Annotated in this window: 25 protein-coding genes; 13 read left to right on the top strand and 12 right to left on the bottom strand. The window is 62.1% G+C overall.

The genetic code is table 11. The annotated features are described in order from the left end of the window. Nucleotides 1–24 precede the first annotated feature (24 nt). Nucleotides 25–1,251, bottom strand: a complete 1,227-nt coding sequence (locus tag ACN9MU_RS29335; protein WP_426319426.1) for an AGE family epimerase/isomerase — start codon at nt 1,249–1,251, stop codon at nt 25–27. Next, nucleotides 1,251–1,727, bottom strand: coding sequence for a cyclic pyranopterin monophosphate synthase MoaC (gene moaC, locus ACN9MU_RS29330; protein ID WP_426165385.1), 477 nt, complete (start codon nt 1,725–1,727; stop codon nt 1,251–1,253). The genes ACN9MU_RS29335 and moaC overlap by 1 nt, the downstream gene beginning before the upstream one ends. Between moaC and ACN9MU_RS29325 the strand changes: the two genes are divergently transcribed. After that, nucleotides 1,707–3,320 carry a M48 family metalloprotease gene (locus ACN9MU_RS29325; protein ID WP_426319425.1) on the top strand — a complete coding sequence of 538 codons (1,614 nt, stop codon included), beginning with the start codon at nt 1,707–1,709 and terminating at the stop codon, nt 3,318–3,320. The two genes, moaC and ACN9MU_RS29325, sit on opposite strands and share 21 nt — an antisense overlap. Before the next feature lie 4 nt (nt 3,321–3,324). Here the strand turns inward: ACN9MU_RS29325 and ACN9MU_RS29320 are convergent, their stop codons facing one another. Genes ACN9MU_RS29320 through ACN9MU_RS29300 form a run of 5 tightly spaced genes read right to left on the bottom strand, consistent with a single transcriptional unit; the run spans nt 3,325 to nt 6,830 of the window. After that, nucleotides 3,325–4,581, bottom strand: coding sequence for a hypothetical protein (locus tag ACN9MU_RS29320; protein ID WP_426343843.1), 1,257 nt, complete (start codon nt 4,579–4,581; stop codon nt 3,325–3,327). A 2-nt stretch (nt 4,582–4,583) separates the two neighbouring features. Next, nucleotides 4,584–5,189, bottom strand: coding sequence for a DUF2946 family protein (locus ACN9MU_RS29315; protein ID WP_426343842.1), 606 nt, complete (start codon nt 5,187–5,189; stop codon nt 4,584–4,586). A 3-nt stretch (nt 5,190–5,192) separates the two neighbouring features. After that, a complete protein-coding gene (locus ACN9MU_RS29310) occupies nt 5,193–6,155 on the bottom strand; it encodes a YheT family hydrolase (RefSeq protein WP_426319422.1) in 963 nt (320 codons plus the stop codon). A gap of 42 nt (nt 6,156–6,197) precedes the next feature. Beyond that, the gene (locus tag ACN9MU_RS29305) at nt 6,198–6,620 is read right to left on the bottom strand and encodes a YybH family protein (protein WP_426165375.1); all 423 of its coding nucleotides are present in this window, start codon (nt 6,618–6,620) and stop codon (nt 6,198–6,200) included. A gap of 21 nt (nt 6,621–6,641) precedes the next feature. Then, nucleotides 6,642–6,830, bottom strand: coding sequence for a zinc-finger domain-containing protein (locus ACN9MU_RS29300; protein WP_057263119.1), 189 nt, complete (start codon nt 6,828–6,830; stop codon nt 6,642–6,644). A gap of 98 nt (nt 6,831–6,928) precedes the next feature. Between ACN9MU_RS29300 and ACN9MU_RS29295 the strand changes: the two genes are divergently transcribed. From ACN9MU_RS29295 to ACN9MU_RS29285, 3 genes are all read left to right on the top strand, one after another. Continuing rightward, a complete protein-coding gene (locus ACN9MU_RS29295; protein ID WP_426165373.1) occupies nt 6,929–7,666 on the top strand; it encodes an AzlC family ABC transporter permease in 738 nt (245 codons plus the stop codon). Further along, the gene (locus ACN9MU_RS29290) at nt 7,659–7,988 is read left to right on the top strand and encodes an AzlD domain-containing protein (protein ID WP_426343841.1); all 330 of its coding nucleotides are present in this window, start codon (nt 7,659–7,661) and stop codon (nt 7,986–7,988) included. The genes ACN9MU_RS29295 and ACN9MU_RS29290 overlap by 8 nt, the downstream gene beginning before the upstream one ends. Nucleotides 7,989–8,092: 104 nt before the next feature. Next, nucleotides 8,093–8,443 (top strand): VOC family protein, encoded by a 351-nt coding sequence (locus ACN9MU_RS29285; protein ID WP_426343840.1) that lies wholly within the window; start codon nt 8,093–8,095, stop codon nt 8,441–8,443. On the opposite strand, the gene ACN9MU_RS29280 is transcribed toward ACN9MU_RS29285, so the two are convergent. Beyond that, complete coding sequence (locus ACN9MU_RS29280) at nt 8,440–9,384, bottom strand: alpha/beta fold hydrolase (RefSeq protein WP_426343839.1); 945 nt, start codon at nt 9,382–9,384, stop codon at nt 8,440–8,442. The genes ACN9MU_RS29285 and ACN9MU_RS29280 overlap by 4 nt on opposite strands. Nucleotides 9,385–9,601: 217 nt before the next feature. Here ACN9MU_RS29280 and ACN9MU_RS29275 point away from each other — a divergent pair, with 217 nt between their 5' ends. The 8 genes from ACN9MU_RS29275 to ACN9MU_RS29240 all read left to right on the top strand — a co-directional run bounded on the left by ACN9MU_RS29275 (nt 9,602) and on the right by ACN9MU_RS29240 (nt 18,191). Next, nucleotides 9,602–10,414: a helix-turn-helix domain-containing protein gene (locus ACN9MU_RS29275; RefSeq protein WP_426343838.1), complete on the top strand. Its 813-nt coding sequence runs from the start codon at nt 9,602–9,604 to the stop codon at nt 10,412–10,414. A 130-nt stretch (nt 10,415–10,544) separates the two neighbouring features. Further along, a complete protein-coding gene (locus ACN9MU_RS29270) occupies nt 10,545–11,738 on the top strand; it encodes a phosphoglycerate kinase (protein WP_426343837.1) in 1,194 nt (397 codons plus the stop codon). A gap of 64 nt (nt 11,739–11,802) precedes the next feature. Then, a complete protein-coding gene (pyk, locus tag ACN9MU_RS29265; RefSeq protein ID WP_426165360.1) occupies nt 11,803–13,272 on the top strand; it encodes a pyruvate kinase in 1,470 nt (489 codons plus the stop codon). Between the two features lie 52 nt (nt 13,273–13,324). After that, nucleotides 13,325–14,389, top strand: coding sequence for a class II fructose-bisphosphate aldolase (gene fba / locus ACN9MU_RS29260; RefSeq protein WP_426343836.1), 1,065 nt, complete (start codon nt 13,325–13,327; stop codon nt 14,387–14,389). 139 nt (nt 14,390–14,528) lie between these two features. Then, nucleotides 14,529–15,425 (top strand): phosphoribosylaminoimidazolesuccinocarboxamide synthase, encoded by an 897-nt coding sequence (locus ACN9MU_RS29255; RefSeq protein WP_426165356.1) that lies wholly within the window; start codon nt 14,529–14,531, stop codon nt 15,423–15,425. A gap of 21 nt (nt 15,426–15,446) precedes the next feature. Then, on the top strand, nt 15,447–15,935 hold the full coding sequence (gene purE, locus ACN9MU_RS29250) for a 5-(carboxyamino)imidazole ribonucleotide mutase (RefSeq protein ID WP_426343835.1): 489 nt from the start codon (nt 15,447–15,449) through the stop codon (nt 15,933–15,935). Nucleotides 15,936–15,939: 4 nt separating this feature from the next. Further along, a complete protein-coding gene (locus ACN9MU_RS29245) occupies nt 15,940–17,181 on the top strand; it encodes a 5-(carboxyamino)imidazole ribonucleotide synthase (RefSeq protein ID WP_426165352.1) in 1,242 nt (413 codons plus the stop codon). Continuing rightward, the gene (locus tag ACN9MU_RS29240) at nt 17,178–18,191 is read left to right on the top strand and encodes an L-threonylcarbamoyladenylate synthase (RefSeq protein WP_426165350.1); all 1,014 of its coding nucleotides are present in this window, start codon (nt 17,178–17,180) and stop codon (nt 18,189–18,191) included. The genes ACN9MU_RS29245 and ACN9MU_RS29240 overlap by 4 nt, the downstream gene beginning before the upstream one ends. Before the next feature lie 5 nt (nt 18,192–18,196). On the opposite strand, the gene ACN9MU_RS29235 is transcribed toward ACN9MU_RS29240, so the two are convergent. The 3 genes from ACN9MU_RS29235 to ACN9MU_RS29225 all read right to left on the bottom strand — a co-directional run bounded on the left by ACN9MU_RS29235 (nt 18,197) and on the right by ACN9MU_RS29225 (nt 20,972). After that, the gene (locus ACN9MU_RS29235; protein WP_426343834.1) at nt 18,197–19,183 is read right to left on the bottom strand and encodes a T6SS immunity protein Tli4 family protein; all 987 of its coding nucleotides are present in this window, start codon (nt 19,181–19,183) and stop codon (nt 18,197–18,199) included. A 97-nt stretch (nt 19,184–19,280) separates the two neighbouring features. Continuing rightward, a complete protein-coding gene (locus ACN9MU_RS29230; RefSeq protein WP_426343833.1) occupies nt 19,281–20,342 on the bottom strand; it encodes an esterase/lipase family protein in 1,062 nt (353 codons plus the stop codon). Nucleotides 20,343–20,405: 63 nt separating this feature from the next. Next, nucleotides 20,406–20,972: a hypothetical protein gene (locus ACN9MU_RS29225; protein ID WP_426343832.1), complete on the bottom strand. Its 567-nt coding sequence runs from the start codon at nt 20,970–20,972 to the stop codon at nt 20,406–20,408. A 295-nt stretch (nt 20,973–21,267) separates the two neighbouring features. Between ACN9MU_RS29225 and ACN9MU_RS29220 the strand changes: the two genes are divergently transcribed. After that, the gene (locus ACN9MU_RS29220; RefSeq protein ID WP_426319414.1) at nt 21,268–22,791 is read left to right on the top strand and encodes an alpha/beta hydrolase family protein; all 1,524 of its coding nucleotides are present in this window, start codon (nt 21,268–21,270) and stop codon (nt 22,789–22,791) included. Here the strand turns inward: ACN9MU_RS29220 and ACN9MU_RS29215 are convergent. Continuing rightward, complete coding sequence (locus ACN9MU_RS29215; protein WP_426319413.1) at nt 22,751–24,094, bottom strand: S41 family peptidase; 1,344 nt, start codon at nt 24,092–24,094, stop codon at nt 22,751–22,753. The two genes, ACN9MU_RS29220 and ACN9MU_RS29215, sit on opposite strands and share 41 nt — an antisense overlap. Nucleotides 24,095–24,136: the final 42 nt, after the last annotated feature.

Raw genomic sequence — 24,136 nt, 5'->3', positions numbered from 1 at the left:
TTGTACAATAGGGCCGCGCATCAACTATTGCTTTGTCGATAGGACAGTCCAGTCCAGGCCGACCAGGTGATACGGGTCGGGCTGCATCTTGTTGCAACCGCCGCTGCAAGTCTCCTTCGCGCCGAAGCGCCAGCCGCCGTTTTCGCGGTCGAGGATTTCCTTGTCCACCAGTTCCAGCGTTTCATGGTAGCGCCGCGCCATGTCCGGCCGCTGCGCCACGGCCAGGAAAGCCTTCATGCCTTCCGCCTGCTGCCACCAGTACTTGCTGCGGTCCACCTGCCCGCTGGGCGACATGCGGTTGAAGACGCCGCCATCCTGTTCGTCATAGCCTTTCGCCACGGCGAACTTCAGCAGGCGGTCTGCCACGCCCGAATAGATAGGCGGCAGGCCGCGCGCCTCGGCGCTGCGCAGCAGGTGGCTCCATTCGAACTGGTGGCCAAGGTCGGTAAAGCCGTCGCCGTCGGTGAGCGGTTTCCACTGTTCGTCATACCACTCGGGGATATAGGCGCCGCCGTCGGGCAAGCCAACCATGAGCTGGTTCAGCACGAAGTCGCCCAGCTCGCGCGCATCGGCCACCACCTGCTGGTCGCCGGTCGCATCGATCAGGGCCAGCAGGGCTTCGAACATATGCATCAGGGGATTCTGCGAGTGCCTGCCTTCCTGCTTCGGCGCAAAATCGCGCGGCGCGGAACCGCGCAAGCCACCGCCTGGTTCACGCAAGTTGCGGCGGATGTCCTGCCACGCGGCCAGCGCCGCCGCCTTGTATTTCGGCTCGCCCGTCACCCTCGCAGCGTGTGCCAGCGCCAGCAGGGCAAACGCGTGGCCGTAGGTGTTCTTGCTCATGCTGGCCGGCTTGCCCCCGGCATCGAGCACCTGGAAAAAGCCTCCGTGCAGCGGGTCGTGGAAAGACGACAGCAGGAAGTCGGTGCCGCGCCGCGCCACTTCCAGGTAGCGCGCATCGCCGGTAGATTCATAGCCGACCAGCATGGTGTACACCAGCCGGCTGTGCAGGGTCAGGTCGCCGCTGATCTTGCTCGGCGGCTGCCAGTTGCGATCGAACTGCCCTTGCAGCAGGCCGGAAGGCGTGGGCGCCACTGCCAGCCAGCGTGACAGGTGGGCGTTGAGGTCCTTGCGGTGCCACTCAGCGTTCGCCACCTCGGCCATCGCAGCGCGGCTGCCATGCCCGGCTTCATTGCTTTCGCATGCTGCGAGCAGGGCAAGAAATGATGCGACGGCCGCGCGGCGCAGCATCAGGCTTTCCAGTCGCCGGACTTGCCGCCCGCTTTCTCGGTGACGCGGATATCGGTCATCACCATGCCGCGGTCGACGGCCTTGCACATGTCGTAGACGGTGAGCAGGCCGACCTGCACCGCAGTCAGCGCTTCCATTTCCACCCCGGTCTTGCCGTAGGTTTCGACCTGGGCGCGGCAATGGACGGTGTTGCTGGGTTCATCAGTGGTAAAGTCCACTGCAACGCGGGTCAGGGCCAGGGGATGGCACAGGGGGACCAGGTCGGCCGTGCGCTTGGACGCCATGATAGCGGCAATGCGGGCAATACCGAGTACGTCCCCTTTCTTGGCGGTTCCCGATAGAATGAGCGCCAGCGTTTCCGGCTTCATGCGGATACTGCCGGTGGCGACGGCAATGCGGTGGGTTTCGGCCTTGGCGCCGACATCGACCATATGGGCCCGGCCGGCAGCGTCAAAATGAGTAAGGTGTTCGGTCATCGCGTAGCTCTCTTGTTGAACGGGTATGATAGCACTGTGAATGCACTACATTTTCGCCGTCCCTTGCTGGCGGCACTGGTTTCCGGCCTGCTGATCGCCGCTCCGGCGGGGCAGGCGCAGCAGGCGGAATTGCCCACGCTGGGCGATGCGTCGCGCGAGGACATGTCGCCGGTGATGGAGAAGCGCCTGGGCGAGGAGATCATGCAAAGCCTGCGCTTCGAGCGCGACTACCTGGATGACCCGCCCATCATCGAGTACCTGAATAATTTCGGCACCAGGCTGGTGGATGCACGCCCGGGAGCGCGCGGCGACGCCAACCTCGAGTACTATTTCTTCGCGATCCGCGACAAAAACCTGAACGCCTTCGCCATGCCGGGCGGTTATATCGGCGTGCACTCGGCGCTGTTGCTGGCGGCGCAAAACGAATCCGAGCTGGCCTCGGTACTGTCGCACGAAATCGGCCACGTGGCGCAGCGCCATATCGCGCGCCAGCTTGGGGCGCAGAAGAACGACGCCCTGATTCCCCTGGCGGCGATGCTGCTGGCTGCGCTGGCCGCCAAGTCCAGTTCCGATGCGGCAATCGGCGTCTTCATGGGCGGGCAGGGCCTGGCGATCCAGCGCCAGCTGAACTTCGGCCGAGATGCGGAGCGCGAGGCGGACCGCGTCGGCTTCCAGATCATGAATGCGGCAGGTTATGACGCCAGCGGCATGGTGTCCTTCTTCCAGCGCATGCAAAACAGCACGCGCATGTATAGCGACCTGATGCCGCCCTGGCTGTTGACCCACCCGCTGACCACCGAACGGATCGCCGATATCCAGGCCCGCATCCGCGAGCAGAAATTCAGCCAGCGCGTGGACGGCATGGACTTCCACCTGATCCGCGCCCGTGCCCGGGTGCTGCAGGACGAAAGCAGCAAGGGCCTGTCCGACACGGAAGCGGTATTCAAGAACCAGATCCAGCTGCCGGGCCGGCAGAACGTGGCCGCCGGCCAATACGGCATGGCCATGGTATCGCTCAAGCGCTCCGAATTCGCTGCCGCGCAGGAATGGCTCGACAAGGCGCGCGCCACCATCGACAAGCCGCCGGTTGCCGGCGCGTTCAGCACGCCGATCCCGCGCGGCACCACCGATTCGGCGCTGGCCTATTTGTCGCTGGAGATCAAGCTGGCGCAGGAGAACAAGCCGGAAGTGATTGCAGCGGCCATCGAGGAGGCGAAGCAGGCGCAGGGCCGCTACCCGCTGTCGCGCGGCCTGGTATGGCAGTATGCCGACGCCCTGATCAAGGGCGGCAAATACGACGAGGCCACGCGCTTCCTGCGCGACCAGCTGCAGATGTATCGCCGCGAGCCGGAACTGCACGACTACATGGCGCAGGCCTATGCCAAGCAGGGCAAGATCGCCCTGCAGCATATCTCGCTGGCGGAATCGTACGTGCTGCTGGGCGGCGTGCTGGCGGCGCTGGACCAGCTGGCGCTGGCCCGCAAGGCGCCCGACGCGACCTACTACGACCAGTCGGTGATCGACGCCCGCGAACGCGAGCTGCAAGCCAAGCGCAAGGAAATGCTGGGCGATAAGAAGAAAGACAAGGACTGAGCGCTTAGCACCCGCACGGCGGGTCGTCCTGGTCGATTTCCAGCAGGTGCCAGGCGCCGCCCACGTTGATGAAGATGAATTTCGCGTGGTATTCGCTGCCCTCGGGGCCATCGCCTGCGCCAAACTGCGTATTGATTGCATCCCAGACGGCGATGTCATTGACGCCGTCGCGATCCAGGTCGATGTAGGTAGCGGTCGCCCGGCGGTAAATTGGCTCCCCATCCCCGGTTTTCGGCGGGGATAGCAGCTGCGCCTTGGCGGTGATGCGGGCTTTCCTGATGTCCAGCGGCAGCAATGTGCGCAATACGGGAAGCTGCCCGGAATCCAGCGGCAGAATGTGGTGTGTTCCTGCGCAAACCGCCTGGTCTCCGTTCGCAATGTCCTCGAATGCTGCGTCGCTTGGCAGGCTGGCGGCGTCGCCCTTGTCGCTGATCACCAAAGCGTACACGGGCTTTTCCAGGCGCTGCGTCACCTTGCCGATATCCCACACGCCGTTACGCATTGGGCCGCTGTTGCTGTCGCCGACCCAATCCGACGCACTCTCCACCTTCAGTTTCCAACGAATGGAGAACTGGGCGCTAAGCGTTTCCGGCGTCGCCTTTGGACTGGCAGCATCGTTCAGGGACTTGAAGTAGGAAGGCTTTACCGCTACCAGCTTGATCTGCCGGTAAAGCCATTGGTTCAGCGGATCCAGGCCAGCCAGGCCAGGATAATTCTCCCAGGCTGGCGCAGGCCTCCATAGTCCGCGTGGCGCGATGACGCCCTGTGCGAGCATGGACTTCATCGCTTCCAGCTCCGGTATCGCGTAGCGCGACAGCGCCGGTGGATTTTCCCAACTGCCGCTGGCGAGGAATTGCTCTTCCCGCGCCTTTTGCTTCTCAGGCAGCATTTCCGCCTCAAAATTCGCCGCCGCGCCAACCAGGTGCTCAAAGGTAGGCTCGATCCAGAATGTACGTGCAGCTGATTGGCCAACGACCTCCGCCAGCGAGGTGGGTTTCGCTCGCAGCAGCTTGCAGGCCACGTATCCCTTTTTCTGCGCGCCCCAGGAGATCTCGCAAAATTCGTCCAGCTGCGCGAGCAAGGCCACCGGCGTGTTGATCACCAGATGGTCGAGTACGGGCGCATTCCTGTTGGCGGCCTCGCGCACATTGACATATGACCCGCCGATCCAGTTCGAGACCGGTTCGGCCAAAGCCTGGGCGCTTGAAAATGCCAGGGTGACTGCGGTCGCGCAAGCCCTTAAACGTTTCGTACCTGGCATCGTCAAGCTTGCGGCAGGCGCTGGAAGTGGAAGGCGGCCGGCACACTGTCGCGCGCGATGGCCGCCAGCGGCACGGCGCGCCCGCCGACGCGCAAGGTGAGTGGCGACAGGCTGGCAGGATCGCTGGCTGCGGCATCCAGCCAGGCCAGCAGGGCGTTGTCACCCACTGGACGGCCATTCAACTCCAGTTGCGGCAGCACTTGCGCGAAATCGCGGTCGTCGAGCTGGGCCAGCACATCGCCGCTGCGCAGCAGCAGTTCGCCGGCTTCGGTCAGCCAGGCCGCATCGACTTCACCCAGCGGCGCGCCGGTATGCAGCGCGAAGCCGTGGAGCGGATCGGTGCGCGCGATGAAAGGCGTGGCTTCCAGGTTCAGGTACACGCGCTGCGGCCCGTTCTGGAAGTACCAGCGGCCCAGTTCATCGCACTGGTAATTGCGTGTGATGAAGCCCACCAGTGCCGGGTTGGTCAGCTTGTCGCCGGCCTCGTTGAAATGCTGCGCGCGCTCGTCGCGCATGCGCCAGTTGCCGCGCGCATCGAGCGCCAGCCAGCCGTAGCAGTGCGGCACATTGGGCCACTTGGCCATCGCCTGTTTGACTATTTCATCCATGGTTCAAGCCTCGGCCATTTCAGTGGCCTCGATGGCGGTCAGGAATTTCAGCATGCGTAGCGGCAGCCAGTCCAGGCTGCCCGGCAAGCGCCCGGTGGCAAAGCCCACATGGCCGCCTTCATCCGGATAATCCAGCACCACCTGGTGCGAAGCCTTGCGCGGCAGGTATTCGCCCGGCATGAAGGGATCATTCTTCGCATTCAGCACCAGGGTCGGCACCGTGATATCGGTCAGCACATGCTTGGCGCTGGCGCGGTCCCAGTAGTCGTCCGCATCGCGGTAGCCATGCAGCGGTGCCGTGACCACGTTGTCGAAGGCGTGCAAGTCCTGCGCCGCCATCAGTGCATCAAGGTCGAACAGGCCGGGGAACTGCTGCAGCTTGGCCACGCATTTCGGTTTCAGCGTTTGCAGGAACATGCGCGTGTACAGGCGGCTCAGGCCGCGCGACAGGGCATTGCCGCCCTGCGCCAGGTCGAGCGGCGCCGACACTGCGCAGGCCGCGTCGACAAACTCGGCCTGGTGCTGCGATTCGCCCAGCCAGCGCAGCAGCACATTGCCGCCCAGCGACACGCCGCATGCGTAGAATTTGCCGCTCGCGTGCGGGTGCAGGCGGCGAATGATCCAGTCCAGTTCGCCGGAATCGCCGGAATGGTAGAAGCGCGGCGCCAGGTTCGGCTCGCCGGAGCACCCGCGAAAATGCGGTACGGCGCCCGACCAGCCGCGGCGCGTGATCTCCGCCATCAGGGCGCGCGAGTAATGGCTGTCGGAAGATCCTTCCAGCCCATGGAACAGCACCACGAATGGCTTGCCCGGCTGGCCGTCGACGAAATCGACATCGATGAAATCCGCATCCGGCGTATGCCACCGTTCGCGGCGGAAACGGACGTCGGGCTTGGCTATGCAGGTAGCCGGATAAATGGTCTGCAAGTGGCCGCTCGGCAGCCAGAATGGGGCGATGTAGTTCATGGCGCGGCTGGGACCGGCCCAGCGGGCCCGGTCCCCCTTTTTTTAGTGCAGTATTTGAGCGCGCGGATCGACGGGAACAGGTCCCGGCGCTACAGACACATGATGCAACACAATGCGCCAACCCTTCGGTGTCTTAACGTACACATTGGTCGCAATCAGGTGCGCCGGCTCGCCGCTTGCCGCTGTGACGCCCTCAACCACAGTATGCACCGAACTCATCAGGTTGTGTGTCTCATGCAGCTGGGATGGGCGAATTTGCAACCCGCCATGTTCCAACAGTGCACTCCAGGAATCGCGGATGGCGCGGTGCCCGATCAGGCGCGGGCCGCCGGGATGGATGCAGACGATTTCCTCATCGTCCGCCCACAGCGCCATCAAGGCTTCCAGGTCGGCCCGGTTCAAGGCATCGTAAAAGGCCGCTTCGACTTCTGCCGCACTGCCATTCTGGTGTTTACGCGCTGCCATCCGGGCTCCGGGGAAGGGTGATTAATGGTGGCCGGCGTCGGCGCCTGGTTTCAGCTTGTACTGGGTGCCGCAGTACGGGCATTTTGCTTCGCCATGTTTGAAGTCCAGGAACACGCGCGGGTGTGAAGACCACAGCGGCATGGCTGGATTCGGGCAGTAGGCCGGCAAGTCTTTGCCATCGAGTTCTACTGGCTGGGTGGCGTTGCTCATTTTATAACACTCCGCGAGATCAAAAACCACGATTTTAATGCATCCCGGCAGCGAGAAGCATTCATCGGTAGAATGTCGGCTTTCCCCTGCGCTTGCCAATGAGTTCTCCAGATAGCCTGCCCGACGTCGCGGCCCACCACGAGCCCTCCTGGCGCGCGGGGCTGAAAGACGGGACCCCGACATTGTTCGGCATCGCCGCCTGGGGCCTCGTGGTAGGCGTGGCCATGGTCAAGTCCGGGCTGACCGTGGCGCAGGCGCTGGGCATGACCCTGGTGGTGTTTGCCGGTTCCGCGCAACTCGCCTCGCTGCCCCTGATTGCAGCCGCCGCACCGATCTGGGTGATCTTCCTGACCGCGCTGGTGGTCAACCTGCGCTTCGTGATCTTCGCCGCCCTGCTCGCGCCGCACTTCGCCAGGCTGCCGCTGTGGCGCCGCTTCCTGCTTGGCTACGGCGCCGGCGACATGACCACCGCCATGTTCCTGCAGCGCTATCCGACTGAAAAGCCCGCAATGGGCAAAGTGTCATACCTGCGCGGCCTGCTATACCCAAACTTTGTCGCATGGCAGGCCGGCTCCATCGCCGGCATTTTCCTTGGCAGCGCCGTGCCGGCCGAATGGGGGCTGGGCTTTGCTGGCACGCTGGCGATTGTCTGCATAACCGTGCCGATGGTAGCGACCCGGCCCGCACTGTGCGGCGCGCTGGCCGCTGGCGTGACCGCGGTGCTGGCGCATGGCTTCCCCTACAAGCTGGGTTTGCTGGCAGCCGTGCTGGTCGGCATGGTAACTGCAATGGTGGTGGAAGGAATGATCGAACGACGAAAGGCCGCCGATGACTGATATTGAAATCTGGCTGACGATTGCCGCGCTTGCCTGCGCCACCGCGATCACCCGTTCCTCGTTCTGGGTGATTGGCGAGCACGTCTCAATCCCCACCCGCGTGCAGGAGATGCTGCGCTATGCGCCGTCCTGCGCGCTGGCCGCCATCATCGGCCCCGACCTGCTGCTCGGCTCGCAGGGCACGGTCGAGTTCAGCATCCATAACTGCAAGCTGCTGGCCGGTGCAGCCGCCATCGCCTACTACTTCGCTCGCCGCAACATGCTGGAGACCATTGTGTTTGGCATGGCGTGCTTTACCGCATTGCGCCTGCTGTTGCCTTAAATTCGGGGTCAGGTCTGTCATTTGGACATCCGCTACGCACCATTGATCAATCTCAAAGATAACCTGTCCATTTTATGGGAGGGCACATGGCAGAAATAGACCACATGATCTTGCGCGTCAGCAATTCAATGCAGTCAATCCGCTTTTATGCGGATGTGCTTGGACTCAAACACGAAGGCAGGGTAGGGCCGTTCGAAGTGGTGCGCGTCAATGAGGGCTTCACGCTGGATCTGCTGGCGGAGCCGCCCACCATGCATCTGCACCTGGCCTTCCGCGTCGATCCCGAACATTTCGAACGAGTGATGGCGCAATTGCGTGAACGCCGCATCCCATTCGGCGGCAATCATATGGACCGCAACTGCAGCCAGCCCCAGCCACAATACGGCGCACGCGGGCTGGCGCTGGCTTGCTATTTCGAGGATCCAGACGGGCACAACCTGGAAATTCGCTGCTAGGCCTTCCACAGCTTGCGTGCTTCTTCCGCAATGATGTCAGGGAATTCTTCCTGGAAGAACAGCTTTCCTTCCGGGATGGCGCGGATGCCTTGCGAATGCGGGAAGAGCTGGTCGAGGTAGTGCGCATCGGCCATCGTGAAAATGGTATCGCTGGCGCCCCACACCATGCGCACCGGCACAGTGCTGCGCCGCAGTTGGGCCTCGATGCCGGCGAGCGGGTTGGGCGACAGGGCGTTGTGGAACTCGTGGTATTGCGCGCGCCGCAGTGGTGAACTCACCAGTGGCGCTGCATAGTACTCGATGATTTCATCCGTCAGCTGCGCGGGGTTGTGGAAGACGGCGGCGCCAAACGTGGCGCGGGCCATGGACTGGTCGGTCAGCCACTTGGCGGTTTCGTCGGCCAGCGTGCCCTGGCGGGCCATTTCCAGCACGGGCGCGATCTCGGCGGGCGGACTATGCGGCTCGATGTCGCAATTGGTCAGCATCAGGCTGCGCACGCGCTGCGGGTAGCGCAGCAGGAACAGTTGCGCTACGGCGCCGCCGCTGTCGCTGGCGACGATATCCACGGTGCGGGTGTCTAGCTGGTCGAGCAGGGCCGCGAGCATCTCGGCCTGGGCGGATGCGGCCAGCGACTGGCCAGAGGGGATCTCCGAATACCCGAGGCCCATGAAGTCGGGCGCTATGCAGCGTCGGTATGCCGACAGGCGCTCCAGTGCGCCACGCCACTGGAAGCTGTTCAGCGGGGCGCCGTGCAGGAACAGCGCTGCTGCCGGGCCGGTTCCGCGCTCCGCGTAGGCGATACGGCCGAAGGGCAGTTTTGCGAAACGGCGCGCAGCACGGAATTTGGCGACCTCGGTGGTGGCGGCGGCAATGGATAGTTGTGGCGCCGCGCTGGCGGCGAGGGCGGTGGCGGTCAGGGATAAAAAGTCACGGCGTTTCACTTGCGGTCTCCATGCGGTAGCTGAGTGGTGAAATCGATGCTATCGGCAAGCCTGGGAGGCTGCGCGCATAAACAGCCGCTGGCGAGCACAGTCGGCTGATTTTTTATTGCTTCATCGCTGGAAATGGCGCACTCTCCCATTTCCTGCGTGAGAGGAAGCAATGACGACCAGGCCTTCGTGTTACCCAGTGCGGGACGAGGTACCGCTACTGGATGTGTTGACTTCGCCAGTTCCGCATGGCCGCTTCGACTCGCCGGTCGATGGCCGTCATGTGTTGTGCCTGCACCTTGGCGCTCCGGTGCCGGTCAGCTACCGCGCTGGCCGGTACGAGCGGCTGGGGACTCGGCTGCACGGCCAGTTCTGCGTGGTGCCCGCCGGCTCCAGCACACGCTGGACGCTGACTGCACCCGCCACATCATTGTTGTTGCGCCTGAATCCATCCCTGCTGCAGGACACGGCGGAACATATGCGCCTGAATGCCGGGCTGGCGCCAGCCATCCACATCCGCGACCCGCAAATCGAACGCATTGGCTGGATGATGCAAACGGAAGAGCAAAAGGGACATCCCTGCGGCCGTATCTTCGCTGACAGCCTGGCCAGTGCGCTGGCGGCACGGCTGCTGGCGCTGCAGACGCTGGCCTCCCGCCGCCCATCCGCAGCGCCGCCCCGAGCCTTGCCTGCCTGGCAGTTGCGCGCCATCCAGGACTATATCGAAGCCAACCTTGACCACGACCTGAGACTGGCCGAGCTGGCTGTCGTGGCCGGCTTCAGTGTTTCTCACTTCAAGGAACTGTTCCGCCAGGCAGCCGGCATGCCCGTGCATCGTTACGTCCTGGTCCGCCGCGCCGAGCGCGCCCGCCAGCTCCTGCAGGAAGGCAAAAAGACAAATACCGAGATCGCACTGGAAGCGGGTTTCGCGCACCCCAGCCATATGGTCCGCAGCGTTCGCCAGGTCCTGGGCCTGACACCTGCACGATTGCGCGCCGATGGCTTGAGGAAGATCAAAAGTGTGGCTTTGGTGTCCAAATGACAGACCTGACCCCGAATTTTGTTTTCTTGTTGGCAACTAAATATCGGCCTTGCCCGAGCTTAACAAGCGGCTAAGGGGCCCCGGCTTAAGGTAAAATAGCGCTCTTTCCAACTGTGACCCCTGAGTAACCATGCTGAAATTCAACCGCCTGGAAGACCTCGTAGCGCAGAACGCGCTGCAGGGCAAGCGCGTCTTTATCCGTGCAGATCTGAACGTGCCGCAGGATGATGCGGGCAATATCACCGAAGATACACGCATTCGTGCTTCGATTCCGGCGATTAAGGCGGCCCTGGGCGCTGGCGCCAAGGTCATGGTTACCTCCCACCTGGGCCGTCCAACCGAAGGCGAATTCAAGCCGGAAGACAGCCTGGCGCCAATCGCCAAGCGCATGTCCGAACTGCTGGGCCAGCCGGTCGAGCTGAAGCAGGACTGGGTCGATGGCGTGGAAGTGGCTGCCGGCCAGGTTGTGCTGCTGGAAAACTGCCGCGTCAACAAGGGCGAAAAGAAGAATTCCGATGAGCTGGCCCAGAAAATGGCCAAGCTGTGCGACGTGTACGTGAACGATGCTTTCGGTACTGCGCACCGCGCTGAGGCGACCACCCACGGCATCGCCAAGTTCGCGCCGATCGCTTGCGCCGGCCCGCTGCTGGCTGCCGAGCTGGATGCGCTGGGCAAGGCCTTGGGCGCGCCGGCCCGTCCGCTGCTGGCCATCGTGGCCGGTTCCAAAGTGTCGACCAAACTGTCGATCCTGAAATCGCTGGCCGACAAAGTGGACAACCTGATCGTTGGCGGCGGCATCGCCAACACCTTCATGCTGGCTGCCGGCCTGAAGATCGGCAAGTCGCTGGCGGAAGCCGACCTGGTTGCTGAAGCCAAGGCCATCATCGACATCATGGCTGCTCGCGGCGCCCAGGTGCCTATCCCTGAAGACGTGGTGTGCGCGAAGGAATTCTCGCCAACCGCAGCGGCGACCGTGAAGGCCGTGGCTGATGTGGCCGACGACGACATGATCCTGGACATCGGTCCCAAGACCGCCGCCAAGCTGGCTGCCCAGATCGGCGAAGCCGGCACCATCGTCTGGAACGGCCCGGTCGGCGTGTTCGAGTTCGACCAGTTCGGCGAAGGCACCAAGACCCTGGCCATGGCGATCGCCAACTCCAGGGGCTTCTCGATCGCCGGCGGCGGCGACACCCTGGCGGCCATCGCCAAGTACCAGATCACCGACAAGATCGGCTATATCTCCACCGGCGGCGGCGCCTTCCTGGAATTCCTGGAAGGGAAGACCCTGCCGGCAGTGGAAATCCTGGCGCAACGCGCCCAGTAACACGGTAAAAGGCGCCCGCAAGGCGCCTTTTGAACTTTTTCAAGCTCACACGAAGGAAACCTTCATGGCACGTGGTACCAAGATCGTCGCAACTATCGGCCCAGCTTCGACCGACCTGAACATCCTGATCCAGATGATCAAGGCAGGGGTTGACGTGGTCCGCCTGAATTTCTCCCACGGCAAGGCGCAGGATCATATCGATCGCGCCAACCTGGTGCGTCAGGCGGCTGCGGAATGCGGCAAGGAAGTGGCGATCATGGCCGACATGCAGGGGCCGAAGATCCGTATCGGCAAGTTTGAGAACAACAAGATCGAGCTGGCCAAGGGCGACAAGTTCATCCTCGATGCCAAGTGGGGCGAGAACGGTGAACTGGGCAACCAGGAGCGCGTGGGCCTGGACTACAAGAGCCTGCCAACCGACGTGAAGCCTGCCGACGTGCTGCTGCTGAACGATGGCCTGATCGTGCTGACCGTGGACAAGATTGTCGGCAGCGAAATCTACACCACCGTGAAGATCGGCGGCGAGCTGTCCAACAACAAGGGCATCAACCGCCAGGGCGGCGGCCTGACCGCGCCGGCCCTGACCGCCAAGGACATGGAAGACATCAAGACTGCGATGTCGTTCCAGGCCGATTACCTGGCGATTTCCTTCCCGAAAAACGCCACCGATATGGAAATGGCGCGCCAGCTGGCCAATATCGCCGGCGAGCCGTTCGGCTTCAAGCCGATGATGATCGCCAAGATCGAGCGTGCTGAAGCTATCCCGGCGCTGCAGGAAATCCTGAACGCCTCCGACGGCATCATGGTGGCCCGCGGCGACCTGGCTGTCGAGGTAGGCAATGCGGCTGTGCCTGCGCTGCAGAAGCGCATGATCCGCATGGCGCGCGAATCGAACAAGATCGCCATCACTGCGACCCAGATGATGGAGTCGATGATCTTCAACGCGGTGCCGACCCGCGCCGAAGTGTCCGACGTGGCGAATGCCGTGCTGGACGGTACCGATGCCGTGATGACTTCGGCTGAGACTGCCTCCGGTAAATACCCGGTGGAAACTGTGGAAATGATGGCGGCCATCTGCACCGAAGCCGAGCAATCCGAATACAACAAACTCGATGCGGACTTCCTGAACGCGCGCTTCACCCGCATCGACCAGTCGATCGCCTATGGCGCCCTGTTCACCGCGCACCACCTGCGCGTGAAAGCGATTGTGGCCCTGACCGAATCCGGCTCCACCGCGCTGTGGATGAGCCGCCACAACATCGACACCCCGATTATTGCGCTCACGCCGAGCACCACCACCCAGCGCAAGCTGGCCTTGTACCGTAACGTTTGCACCCACCAACTGATGCAGGATGCGCCGACCGACGTCGTGTTGCGCGCTGCGGAAGACCTCCTGGTAAAACAGGGTATTGCCCAGAAGGGCGATATGATTGTGGTTACCTGGGGTGCGCCGATGGGCAAGGTGGGCGGCACGAACGCGCTGCGTATCGTGAAAGTAGGTGAGTTTACTCACCGCGCCGAATCTGCCCGCTGATCGGCTCGATAACGAACGCTAACGATTTCTTTATTGTTATTGGAGTATTACCATGTCCCTCGTATCCATGCGTCAACTGCTGGACCACGCTGCTGAAAACGGCTACGGCATCCCGGCTTTCAACGTCAACAACCTGGAACAAGTGCAGGCCATCATGGCTGCCGCCGACGCCGTCAACGCGCCGGTGATCATGCAAGCTTCGGCTGGCGCCCGTAAATACGCTGGCGAAGCCTTCCTGCGTCACCTGATCGACGCGGCAATCGAAGCTTACCCGCACATCCCTGTCGTCATGCACCAGGACCACGGCCAGTCGCCGGCAGTCTGCATGGCTGCGATCAAATCCGGTTTCTCGTCCGTGATGATGGATGGTTCCCTGATGGCTGACGGCAAGTCCGTGGCTTCCTACGAATACAACGTGGAAGTGTCGAAGGAAGTGGTGAAGTTCTCCCACTCCATCGGCGTGACCGTGGAAGCGGAACTGGGCGTGCTGGGCTCCCTGGAAACCATGAAGGGCGACAAGGAAGACGGCCACGGCGCGGAAGGCACCATGACCCGCGAACAGCTGCTGACCGACGTGGCGCAAGCTGCCGACTTCGTGCAGAAGACCCAGTGCGACGCGCTGGCAATCGCGATCGGCACCTCGCACGGCGCCTACAAGTTCACCCGCAAGCCAACCGGCGACATCCTGGCGATCGACCGCATCAAGGAAATCCACGCCCGCATCCCTAACACCCACCTGGTGATGCACGGTTCGTCCTCGGTGCCGCAGGAACTGCTGGCCATCATCCGCGAATTCGGCGGCGACATGAAGGAAACCTACGGCGTGCCAGTGGAAGAAATCCAGGAAGGCATCCGTCACGGCGTGCGCAAGATCAATATCGACACCGATATCCGCCTGGCCATGACCGCTGCCGTGCGCAAGTACATGTTCGAGAACCCATCGAAGTTCGACCCGCGCGACTTCCTGAAGCCAGCCCGTGCTGCTGCTGAAGAAGTGGTGAAGGCACGCTTCCTGTCGTTCGGCTGCGAAGGCCGCGCGTCGCTGATCAAGCCGATTTCGCTGGAGAAGATGGCTGAGCGTTACAAGGCCGGCGAGCTGGCCCAGATCGTCAAGTAATAAAACCGGTAAAGCGGTGTCTGACCCGCAGGGTCAGACACCAGGTCTGCCGGAGCCGCCGGCCGCGGCACAGACAGTGTCTGACCCTGCGGGTCGGACACTGGTTTACCGGTTCTAAAAATCTCAGATAGTCCCCGCCATGAACAGCCTGTACAAATCCTCCATCAAATCCCTCCCCCTGCTGGGCCACGGTAAAGTGCGCGACAACTACGCCGTCGGCACCGACAAGATCCTGATCGTCACCACCGACCGCCTGTCCGCGTTCGACGTCGTGATGAACGAACCGATCCCCGGCAAAGGCATGGTCCTGAACCAGATGTCCGATTTCTGGTTCGAGAAACTGGGCCACATCGTCCCCAACCACCTGACCGGCGTCACCCCGGAATCGGTCGTGGCACAGGACGAAGTAGAGCAGGTCAAAGGCCGCGCAGTCGTAGCGAAGCGCCTGCAGCCTATCCTGGTGGAAGCGGTGGTACGCGGTTACATCATCGGCTCCGGCTGGAAAGACTACCAGGCGACCGGCAGCATCTGCGGCATCAAGCTGCCGGAAGGCCTGCAGCAAGCCGACAAGCTGCCAGAACCAATCTTCACCCCGGCTGCCAAGGCAGACCTGGGCGAACACGATGAAAACATCTCCTTCGAAGAGATGGAAAAGAAAATCGGCGCCGAACTGGCCGCCAAGATCCGCGAAGTGGCGATCAAGCTGTACACCACCGCCGCCGACTACGCAGCAACCAAGGGCATCATCATCGCCGACACCAAGTTCGAGTTCGGGCTGGACGACAACGGTGTGCTGCACCTGATGGATGAAGTGCTGACCGCCGACTCCTCGCGCTTCTGGCCAGCCGACTCCTACCGTCCAGGCATTTCCCCACCGTCCTACGACAAGCAGTTCGTGCGCGACTACCTGGAAACCCTGAAGGACTGGCAAAAGACCCCGCCGGCGCCAGCCCTGCCGGCGGAAGTGATCGAAAAGACCCAGGCCAAGTACTTCGAAGCCATCGAACGCCTGACCGGCGAAAAGCTGAAGGTATAAGCCATGTCAGAGAATCAGCCAATGAGCAAACCGCTGGTCGGCATCATCATGGGCTCGTCCTCGGACTGGGACGTGATGAAGAATGCCGTCGACATGCTGAAGCAGTTCGGCGTGCCGTATGAAGCGCAGGTGATCTCCGCCCACCGCATGCCGGACGAGATGTACGCCTACGCCAAGAGCGCCCGTGCGCGCGGCCTGCGCGCCATCATCGCCGGCGCCGGCGGTGCGGCCCACCTGCCGGGCATGGTCGCTGCCATGACCATCGTGCCGGTGCTGGGCGTGCCCGTGCCGTCCAAGTACCTGCGCGGCGAAGACTCGCTGTTGGCCATCGTGCAGATGCCGAAGGGCGTGCCGGTGTCGACCTTTGCGATCGGCGAGGCCGGCGCTGCCAACGCGGGCCTGACCGCAGTGGCGATCATCGCCACCACCGACGACGCGCTGGCTGCCAGGCTGGAAGAGTTCCGCGCATCGCAAACCGAGGCCGCCAAGGCCATGACTTTGCCGTTGTAAGCGTATGAGTACCGATGTAAAAAATCCTCCAGCGTGGCTGGGTGTCATGGGCGGCGGCCAGCTTGGCCGCATGTTCGCGCACGCCGCGCAGAGCATGGGCTACAACGTGGCCGTGCTGGAACCGTCCGCCGACTGCCCTGCGGGGCAGGCGGCGAACCGCCTGATCAATGCCGGCTACAGCGATGCCGCCGGCCTCGATGCACTGGCTGCGCAATGCGTTGCCGTGACTACCGAGTTCGAAAACGTGCCGGCCGACAGCCTGTCGCGCCTGGCGCAATCGGTGTTCGTGGCGCCGAATGCGCATGGCGTGTCCGTGGCGCAGGACCGCATTGCGGAAAAGGCTTTCTTCGTCGCCAGCGCGGCCAAGTCGGGCGTGATGCCGGCTCCGCACAAGGTCATCGCCACCGATGCCGACATCGATGCGATTCCCGATGACCTGCTGCCGGGCATCCTGAAGACCGTTCGCATGGGCTACGACGGCAAGGGCCAGGTGCGCGTGAAGTCACGCGACGACGTGCGCGCCGCCTTCGAAGGCATGGGCCAGGTCACCTGCCTGCTGGAGAAGATGCTGCCGCTGGCGTATGAGGTTTCCGTGCTGACGGCGCGCGGCGCCGACGGCGCCTCCGTGGTCTACCCGATCGCCGAAAACGTGCACCGCGACGGCATCCTGTTCACCACGACCGTGCCGGGGCCGAACATCACCGCCGACTGCGCCGCCAAGGCACAGGCGGCGGCGACAGCCATCGTGGCCGAACTGGGCTACGTGGGCGTGCTGTGCATCGAGTTCTTCGTGCTGGCCGACGGCTCGCTGGTGGTCAATGAAATGGCGCCGCGCCCGCACAACAGCGGCCACTACACCATCGATGCCTGCGTCACCAGCCAGTTCGCCCAACAGGTGCGTGCCATGGCCGGCCTGCCGCTGGGCGATGTGCGCCAGCATTCGCCGGCGGTCATGCTGAACCTGCTGGGCGATATCTGGTACGAAGCCGAAGTTGTCGCCGATCCGGTGGAGAATACCGGGCTGCCATTGCCCGGCGCTGAAGCGCGCTTCAACCCGCTTGGCACGGTGCGCGAGCCGGCGTGGGACAAGGTGCTGGCGCTGCCAGGCGCCAATCTGCACCTGTACGGCAAGGAAGAACCGCGCCGTGCCCGCAAGATGGGCCACCTGACGTTCGTCGCGCCGACCCTGGCCGAAGCGCAGCAGCACCTCAACGCCGCCTGCGCCATCCTCGGGATCGAAGCATGACCGACGCCGCATCCCGCGACATCGCCGGCGCAGCAGCTGCGCTGGCGAATGGCGACCTGGTCGCATTCCCTACCGAGACCGTGTACGGCCTCGGTGCGGATGCGGAGAACCCGGCCGCTGTCGCAAAGATCTACGCTGCCAAAGGCCGCCCGCAGGACCATCCGGTGATCGTGCACGTCGCCCCCGGCGCCGACATCGATTACTGGACCACCGAAGTGCCCGACGAAGCACGCGCCCTGGTGCGCGCCTTCTGGCCCGGCCCGCTGACCCTGATCCTCAAGCGCAACGCGCATATTCCCGACGCCGTTTCCGGCGGCCAGGATACGGTCGGCATCCGCTGCCCGTCGCACCCGGTGGCGATGCAACTGCTGCAAGCATTCAAGGAAGGCAAGGGCGGAGTGGCCGCGCCATCGGCCAACAAGTTCGGCAATGTCAGCCCGACTACCGCCCAGCACGTGCATGACGAATTCGGCGACGACCCGCGCCTGGCGGCCATCCTTGATGGCGGATCGAGCCAGGTTGGCATCGAGTCCACTATCCTCGACATGTCGCGCCTGGCCAGCCATGGCCCGGTGCTGCTGCGACCCGGCCACATCACCGCGCAGCAGATTGCCGACGTGATCGGCACCATGCCGCGCCAGCCCGACCAGGCCGCGCCGCGTGCTTCCGGCACCCTGGAGTCGCATTACGCGCCGAAAGCGCCGGTGGCACTGTTGCCCACTGGCGACATCGAAAAAACCCTTGCGGAACTCAAGCTGCGAGGGCGGTGTGCCGCGCTGATCCACTACTCGCCGTTTGTGTTGTCTCAACCAAATGTGACGCTCCCTGCCGAGCCAAAGGGGTATGCTTATGGCGTGTATGCCGCGTTGCGCGCGATGGACCAGCAACAGGTTGAGCTGATCCTCGTGGAAGCACCGCCGACAGGCGATGCCTGGCTGGGCGTCAACGATCGCCTGCGCCGCGCCGCTTTCGGTTCGACCGGCATTATTGAGCGTTTCCTGAAGTCGTAAAACGCTTAGCGCTGCCCACTAACTGGCCTCGGCCTGATCGAGCCAATGATCGAGTCCCACAGGAAGACTGCTTCTTCGTCACTGATGGAGGGTTTGGTACCTCCTGTGGTGTTTCCCTTGACGCCGGTGTGCAATTCAATCTGAAGCACTGGCAGCAAAGGGTTCTTGGGCTCACCGTGGCTTTGGAAGGCGAATTCATGGCTTTCGCCTTCAAATTCTTGCGCGGGTTTATGGGCAAGCACTTCGAACCCTTCCCATCCCCCTATGTGACGGTAACCGCGTCGAAGGAATTTGATTCGTGAGTACCACTTTCCCATGCCGGACGCGAAGGCCGCTTGTTTGGCACGGTTCATCCTGGGTTCCAACGCATCCGACTCAATAAAGATTTCCTTCTTCGTCATTTCGATTGACATGTGGACGTCTTCGAATTGCTTCAGTCGAATGCCTAGCGTGACTTCTTCCAGCATATAGCGAGCAGGCTCGCGGAGGAAAGCTCCGTCCAGGCAAAGTCCTGGTTCGTTTGGAATTTCGTCGGAAGGACGAAAGCGCAAAGAGCGTGCGACCTCCATCAGTAAAGCTACCGCTTCAAGGTACGCATCACCTTCACCGTCAACTTCATACTCCTGCAAGAACAGGTCATTTCCAAGCCGGAGGAATGACTGGACGTTGTAATCGGCGAAGCTGCCGCGCCCTATGCCAATAACCATCTTGTGTTGCCCTCCTATGCCAGGCAGTACCTTGCCCAGCATTGACTCTTTTTTCTTCAATGGGCCTCGCGCGAACTCTCGGTTCTCCTCAATTTTTGCAAGCGCCCGCTTGACTTCGCTGTCCAGGCCTGCCCCTTCACCTTCAAGCCTCGATAAATGAAACGGGACGCGCGCCGGACCGTAAACAACTGCAGCACCTTTGGGCACATCTATCAGGAATCGTCCGGCGCAGATGGTGTTTGTCTCTGCGTTAGTCTCGACAAGTCTGTTCGAGGTTGAGTTCATTTTTTTGTTCCCCGTATGTGGATATTCGGCCCACGTGGAGTGGACTGGCAGGAGAAACAGAACTATTGCTAGTAGCATTGCCATGGACGTGATGAAGCTACGCAAGGCTTCCCCACTTCATTGTGGCGGCAATTTTTATGATGCTGAACATCGTCGAATGCAAGGCATCGTCATTGCTAAAGCTGGCCTGATGCTCATAACCGGTCTGGCGGAAGATCGCCTTGAACCGATTGCTTAAGAGTTGACGATCCGATGAACGGAGCGGGACTGTTTGATCGCCGGCTCCTTGTGAAGGCCCCAGTTCTGCGCTGATGCCATCAACTGGTACACCCTTGGATGTTTTCCCGGCCAACACCAACTTTCCCTGCCTGCTGTCGTTGGTGATGCGATAGTCTGTCCATGCAGCATCAACGTTCGTATCATTCAGGTTCCATACGATCCTGTCCCAGGATGGGCGTGCTGCGTCAGCACCATAATGCGCATAGCTTTGCTCGTGGAAGGTGTCAGCTAAGTCGAGATGGAACTTCCTGGCTTCACGGAGTAATTTCATAGTTCTCGCGATCCCGGCACTTTGACTTCCCGCTGGATTCAGCCATTCTTCTCGCAGTAAGCCGAACCATCGATTACGCAGGCAAGAGATCTCTTCATAGGGATCACCGTTTTTTGGAAATTGATCGACAAGAAGGCCATTGCGCCGAATTTCGAGCCAGCCATTCCCATAGGCGCAGTTGGGCAGCAGTTGAAGGCCTCCGGGGGCATTACCGAGAACTGCAGTGACTTCACTGCCGAAATTTCCGAGAAACTTTGGCGCTGGGTTCATCCCCATCTTGCCTTCTTCGAAGCCACAGCGCATGCGCCTGTATGCCGCCGGTGCCCCGAGTGCAGGCATAACGCCATGTACGATCCCGAGTATTTTGTCATTGATGTTGCCCATCTCCGGATGAATCAATGCACGGGCTAGTAAACCGCCCATGGAGTGGCTGCTGATGATGACCTTCTCACAAGCAAAGCCGCTTCTTTGGTAGTCAAGTATGAGGTTCTTGATTCTTCTCGAAACGATGCGTGCCGAGTCTTCGTTGGATTGCAGCCAGTTGTACCCCATGGCGTGGACGGGGAACAAGCAATCCTTTGTGGCAGCCTTGAATTCTTCTTCAGTCAACGGCGTGATCGCAGGATTCGCTACAGCTCCCCACTCAGCAGGATTGCGACCAATGATTTTTTTTCAATAGCTATCGGGGCCATGGCGGTTCAGATGCTGTTCGCATTGCTCAAGGATACGTCTGTAACTGTTGAAAAGTACTTCTCCCCATCCTCGCTCCCTTGCCTTTTCTTCTTTGGTCCGGCGCGGAGTGACGGAAGGCGGATCGTCCGAAAGCAACGGAGAGTCGATTTCGAAGCGCAGTGCGACTCTAACCTTGCTGTGATCCTGGCGTTGACCGGCATTTTCATGGGTATTTCCGGTTGGCGCCATTCCGCCATCGTAGCAATCCACCTCGGTTGTTTGGGGATCCAATTGCAGTTGGCGCCGAACTGGCGAGGCTTCGAGGAACTCTGTCACCTCATTCAGCTTGTCCGGGCGCCAGGCGACGTTATTGGATTTGTTCAAGCGCTGTTGACGCTCCGTGTTAATGCGCAAGTTCGAACCCATAATTCCCGGCAAGAAGAGAATTGGAACAACGCGCTTCGGCAGAACGTCCATGACCTGCGGCGTCTTGTCATCCTTCGGGGTGCAGAATCCCTGCGCTTTTCTGCCTCCTGAACTCATGTCAACGGATAGCTGGGTGGCCATGCTTGAGTCCTTGTCAAGCGATCAGAAAAGCCATGGTGGCACATTGGCTTGCACGGATCTTGATGCGCAATAAGGCGAACGTGCTTGGTCAGCTATGTTGTGAGCCAACGACAGAAATACCACTTGCGGATATTCGCCTGCATAGGCGTGATGCTTGTCGGTGGATGCTTGAGAGGGGAGCACATCCAATCGGCACGCTGTCCGGGTAGCTGGAGGAGTATGCTTACATCATACATACATACGTGCCGCGCTTTCAGGTTGGGCGGCATTCTCCTGCACATGCACGGAGGCCAATATGCGCCCTATTCGGAAAATTGCGACATACCTTTCCACTCTGGTTGCAGCCTTTCCTCCACCTTTTTGCGCCGCAGCAGAATCCTCCACCGTCTCGCGTACCCTGCTGGCCGTCCCTGAACGCGGCACCCTGATTTCCGGCCCCACCCTGTCCCGCATCGAAACCGGCGTGTTCAGCACTTCCAAGCGCATCGAGCCGGCCATGCTGGCCGAAGTGCTGGAGAAGGCCGGCAGTACCGTGGCCCAATTTGCCGGTACGCCGCGCTGCACTATCACCACCTACAGCCTGCGTTACAGCACCATCGGCGGCAGCGGCGAGCCGACGGACGCCAGCACCGCGCTGATCCTGCCGTCCGGCGAAGATCCCGCCTGCCAGGGGCCGCGGCCGGTGCTGTTGTACGCCCACGGCACCTCGACCGCCAAGGACCACAATATGGCGCGCCTGCGCGGCGAGGCCAAGCTGGTGGCGGCCTTGTTCACCGCACAAGGCTATATCGTCGTAGCGCCCAATTACGCCGGCTATGACGGGTCTTCACTGCCTTACCACCCCTACCTGAACGCCGAGCAGCAATCGGCCGACATGATTGACGCCATGCGCGCTGCCCGCAGTGCGATGGCGCAGCTCAAGGTCCAGGCAGCGCCGCAGCTGTTCCTGGCCGGTTACTCGCAGGGCGGCCACGTCACGCTCGCCACGCAGCGCGCCATGCAGCAAGGCAGTGAATTCAAGGTCACTGCCGCCGCAGGATTGTCCGGACCGTATGCCATGGCGCGCTTTTCCGACACGGTATTCAGCGGCCAGCCGAATGCCGGCATCACCATCTATTTGCCGCTGATTGCCACTTCCGCCCAGCGCGCCGGCGCGGCCATCTACAGCAAGCCGGAGGAGCTGTATGAGCTGCAATACGCCAGCGGCATCGAAACGCTGTTCCCTACCACGATGACGCGCAAGGAACTGCTCAAGCAGGGCAAGCTGCCCAAGGCCGCCCTCTTCGCGCGCGACTCGCTGCCGCAGGGCAGGGGGGCATCCGTCTACTTCAGCAATCCCCACCTGGTACGCACCAGCTACCGCGACGCCTACCTGCAAGACCTGGCCCAGCATCCCTGCGACGATGGCGACTGCACGCCCGCCAACAACCTGCGCAAATGGATGCTGAAAAACGACTTGCGCAACTACACGCCGCAAAGCCCGCTGTTGCTGTGCGGCGGCAGCAGGGACCCTTCAGTACCATTTTTCAATGCCACCGCTGCGGCGGAATATTTCAGCGAACATGGCGCGCCGCCGACCGTGGTCGATCTGGAAGAGCTGGGCGCACAGGACGAATTCAGGGATGCCCGCCGCAGCTTCGTGCTGATTAGCGAGGAGGCCATGAAGAGGGCGCAGGAAGACGCGCCGAAAAGCGGTCGCAGCGCCAACGAACTGCTGATGGACGCGTATCACGCCCGTCTGGCTGGCGCGCCCTGCCTGCTGGCCGCCCGCAGCTACTTCAATTCGTTGATGCGGCAGGATGCGCCAGCAGCGCCTTGACCAGCGCGTTGCGATCGAAAGGATCGTCGGCCAGCACGATGTCAGGCTGCAGCAGCGCCGGTTCGCGCTTGCCTGACGGGCGGTCGAGCACGAAGCGCGGCACCACGACTTCCAGCCCGGTGTTGGGCAGCACGTGCTGTTTCTGCGTGCCGCCGGTCTGGCGCACATAGGCATAGCCTGCGGCGCCGACCAGCCTGGCGAAGCCGTGGTCCTGCACCGTATTGCTGAACAGGATGGCGGACGAATAAGTCAGGTCGCCCACCAGCACGAATACCTTGCCGCTGAAATGCAGCGGATGCGCAGGCTCCGGCTGCACCCAGCTATCGACGTTGCCGCTGACGATGTCGCCCACTTTTTCGCCGGGGCCGGCGCGGCCTTCCAGCACTTTCTTCACGTAGCTGGAGCCGTTGCGGTAGGGCTTGTTCGCGATATAGCGCAGGATGCCGGTCTTCCACATATCGTCGTCGCCGCCGCCGTTTTCACGCACGTCGATCAACAGCGTCTGCGCGCCGGCATCGCGCAAGCTGGTAAAGGCGCGTTCCGTGAAATCGTAGAAGCGCTGCTTGTCCGGCCAGGCGAACTGGTTGACGGTCAGCAGTCCGACTCCGCTTGGCAGGATGCGGAACTGGAAAGTCTGCTCGAACGATTTTTCGCCTGCCACCGCAGCCGGCAGTACCGGGGCTGCAGGCACTTCCAGTACCTGCCCGCCGGCCTGCAGGGTAAAGCGCTCCGCTGCGCCATAGTTCTTCCAGTAGTACAGCCAGAAGCGCCGCTCCAGCAGTTTATTGCGAAAGGCCGGCGTATCGCCGTGCACCAGCGACCCCAGCTCGCGCAGGATGCGCGCCGCCGGCATGCCGTTGATATTGCCGATCTCGCGGCCTGCCAGCGCGGAGCTGCCGCCGCCCAGTGCAGCGACGATGCGCAAGCGCTGCTGGCCATCGATCATGACCTCGAACGGGAACAGCCTGCCGCCTGCCTGCAGGTGGGCCCGCGTTTCCGAGCGCCAGTCGGGGAACACCACGCCGAGATGTGCATCGTTGAAGACCGGGTTCATGGCTGCCAGCACGCGCCACGCCTCGTCGCGCGACAGGGGCTGGCCCAGCCTGCTGCGCGCCACCTCGAAGGCTTGCTCATAGGCTTGCTGCCCGGAGCGCAGTGCGGGCTCGGGGTGCGTGCTCTCGATGGCTTCGCGCACGAATTGCAGGTCCTGCTGCAACTGCGCAGGCGTGAAGCGCGCCGGGTCGGCGTGCAGTGGGGCGCAGCACAGCGCGCCGAGGGCAAGGAGGAGGGCAGGAATTTTCATTGCCGAAATTCTAATGAATGGAATAAAGTCTGTGCTTAAGAT

The organism is Pseudoduganella sp. R-32 (assembly GCF_049913245.1).
In the GTDB taxonomy this organism is placed as follows: domain Bacteria; phylum Pseudomonadota; class Gammaproteobacteria; order Burkholderiales; family Burkholderiaceae_D; genus Rugamonas.
Note: the sequence above shows the minus strand (reverse complement) of the source record. Positions and strands in the feature narration are given on the sequence as shown.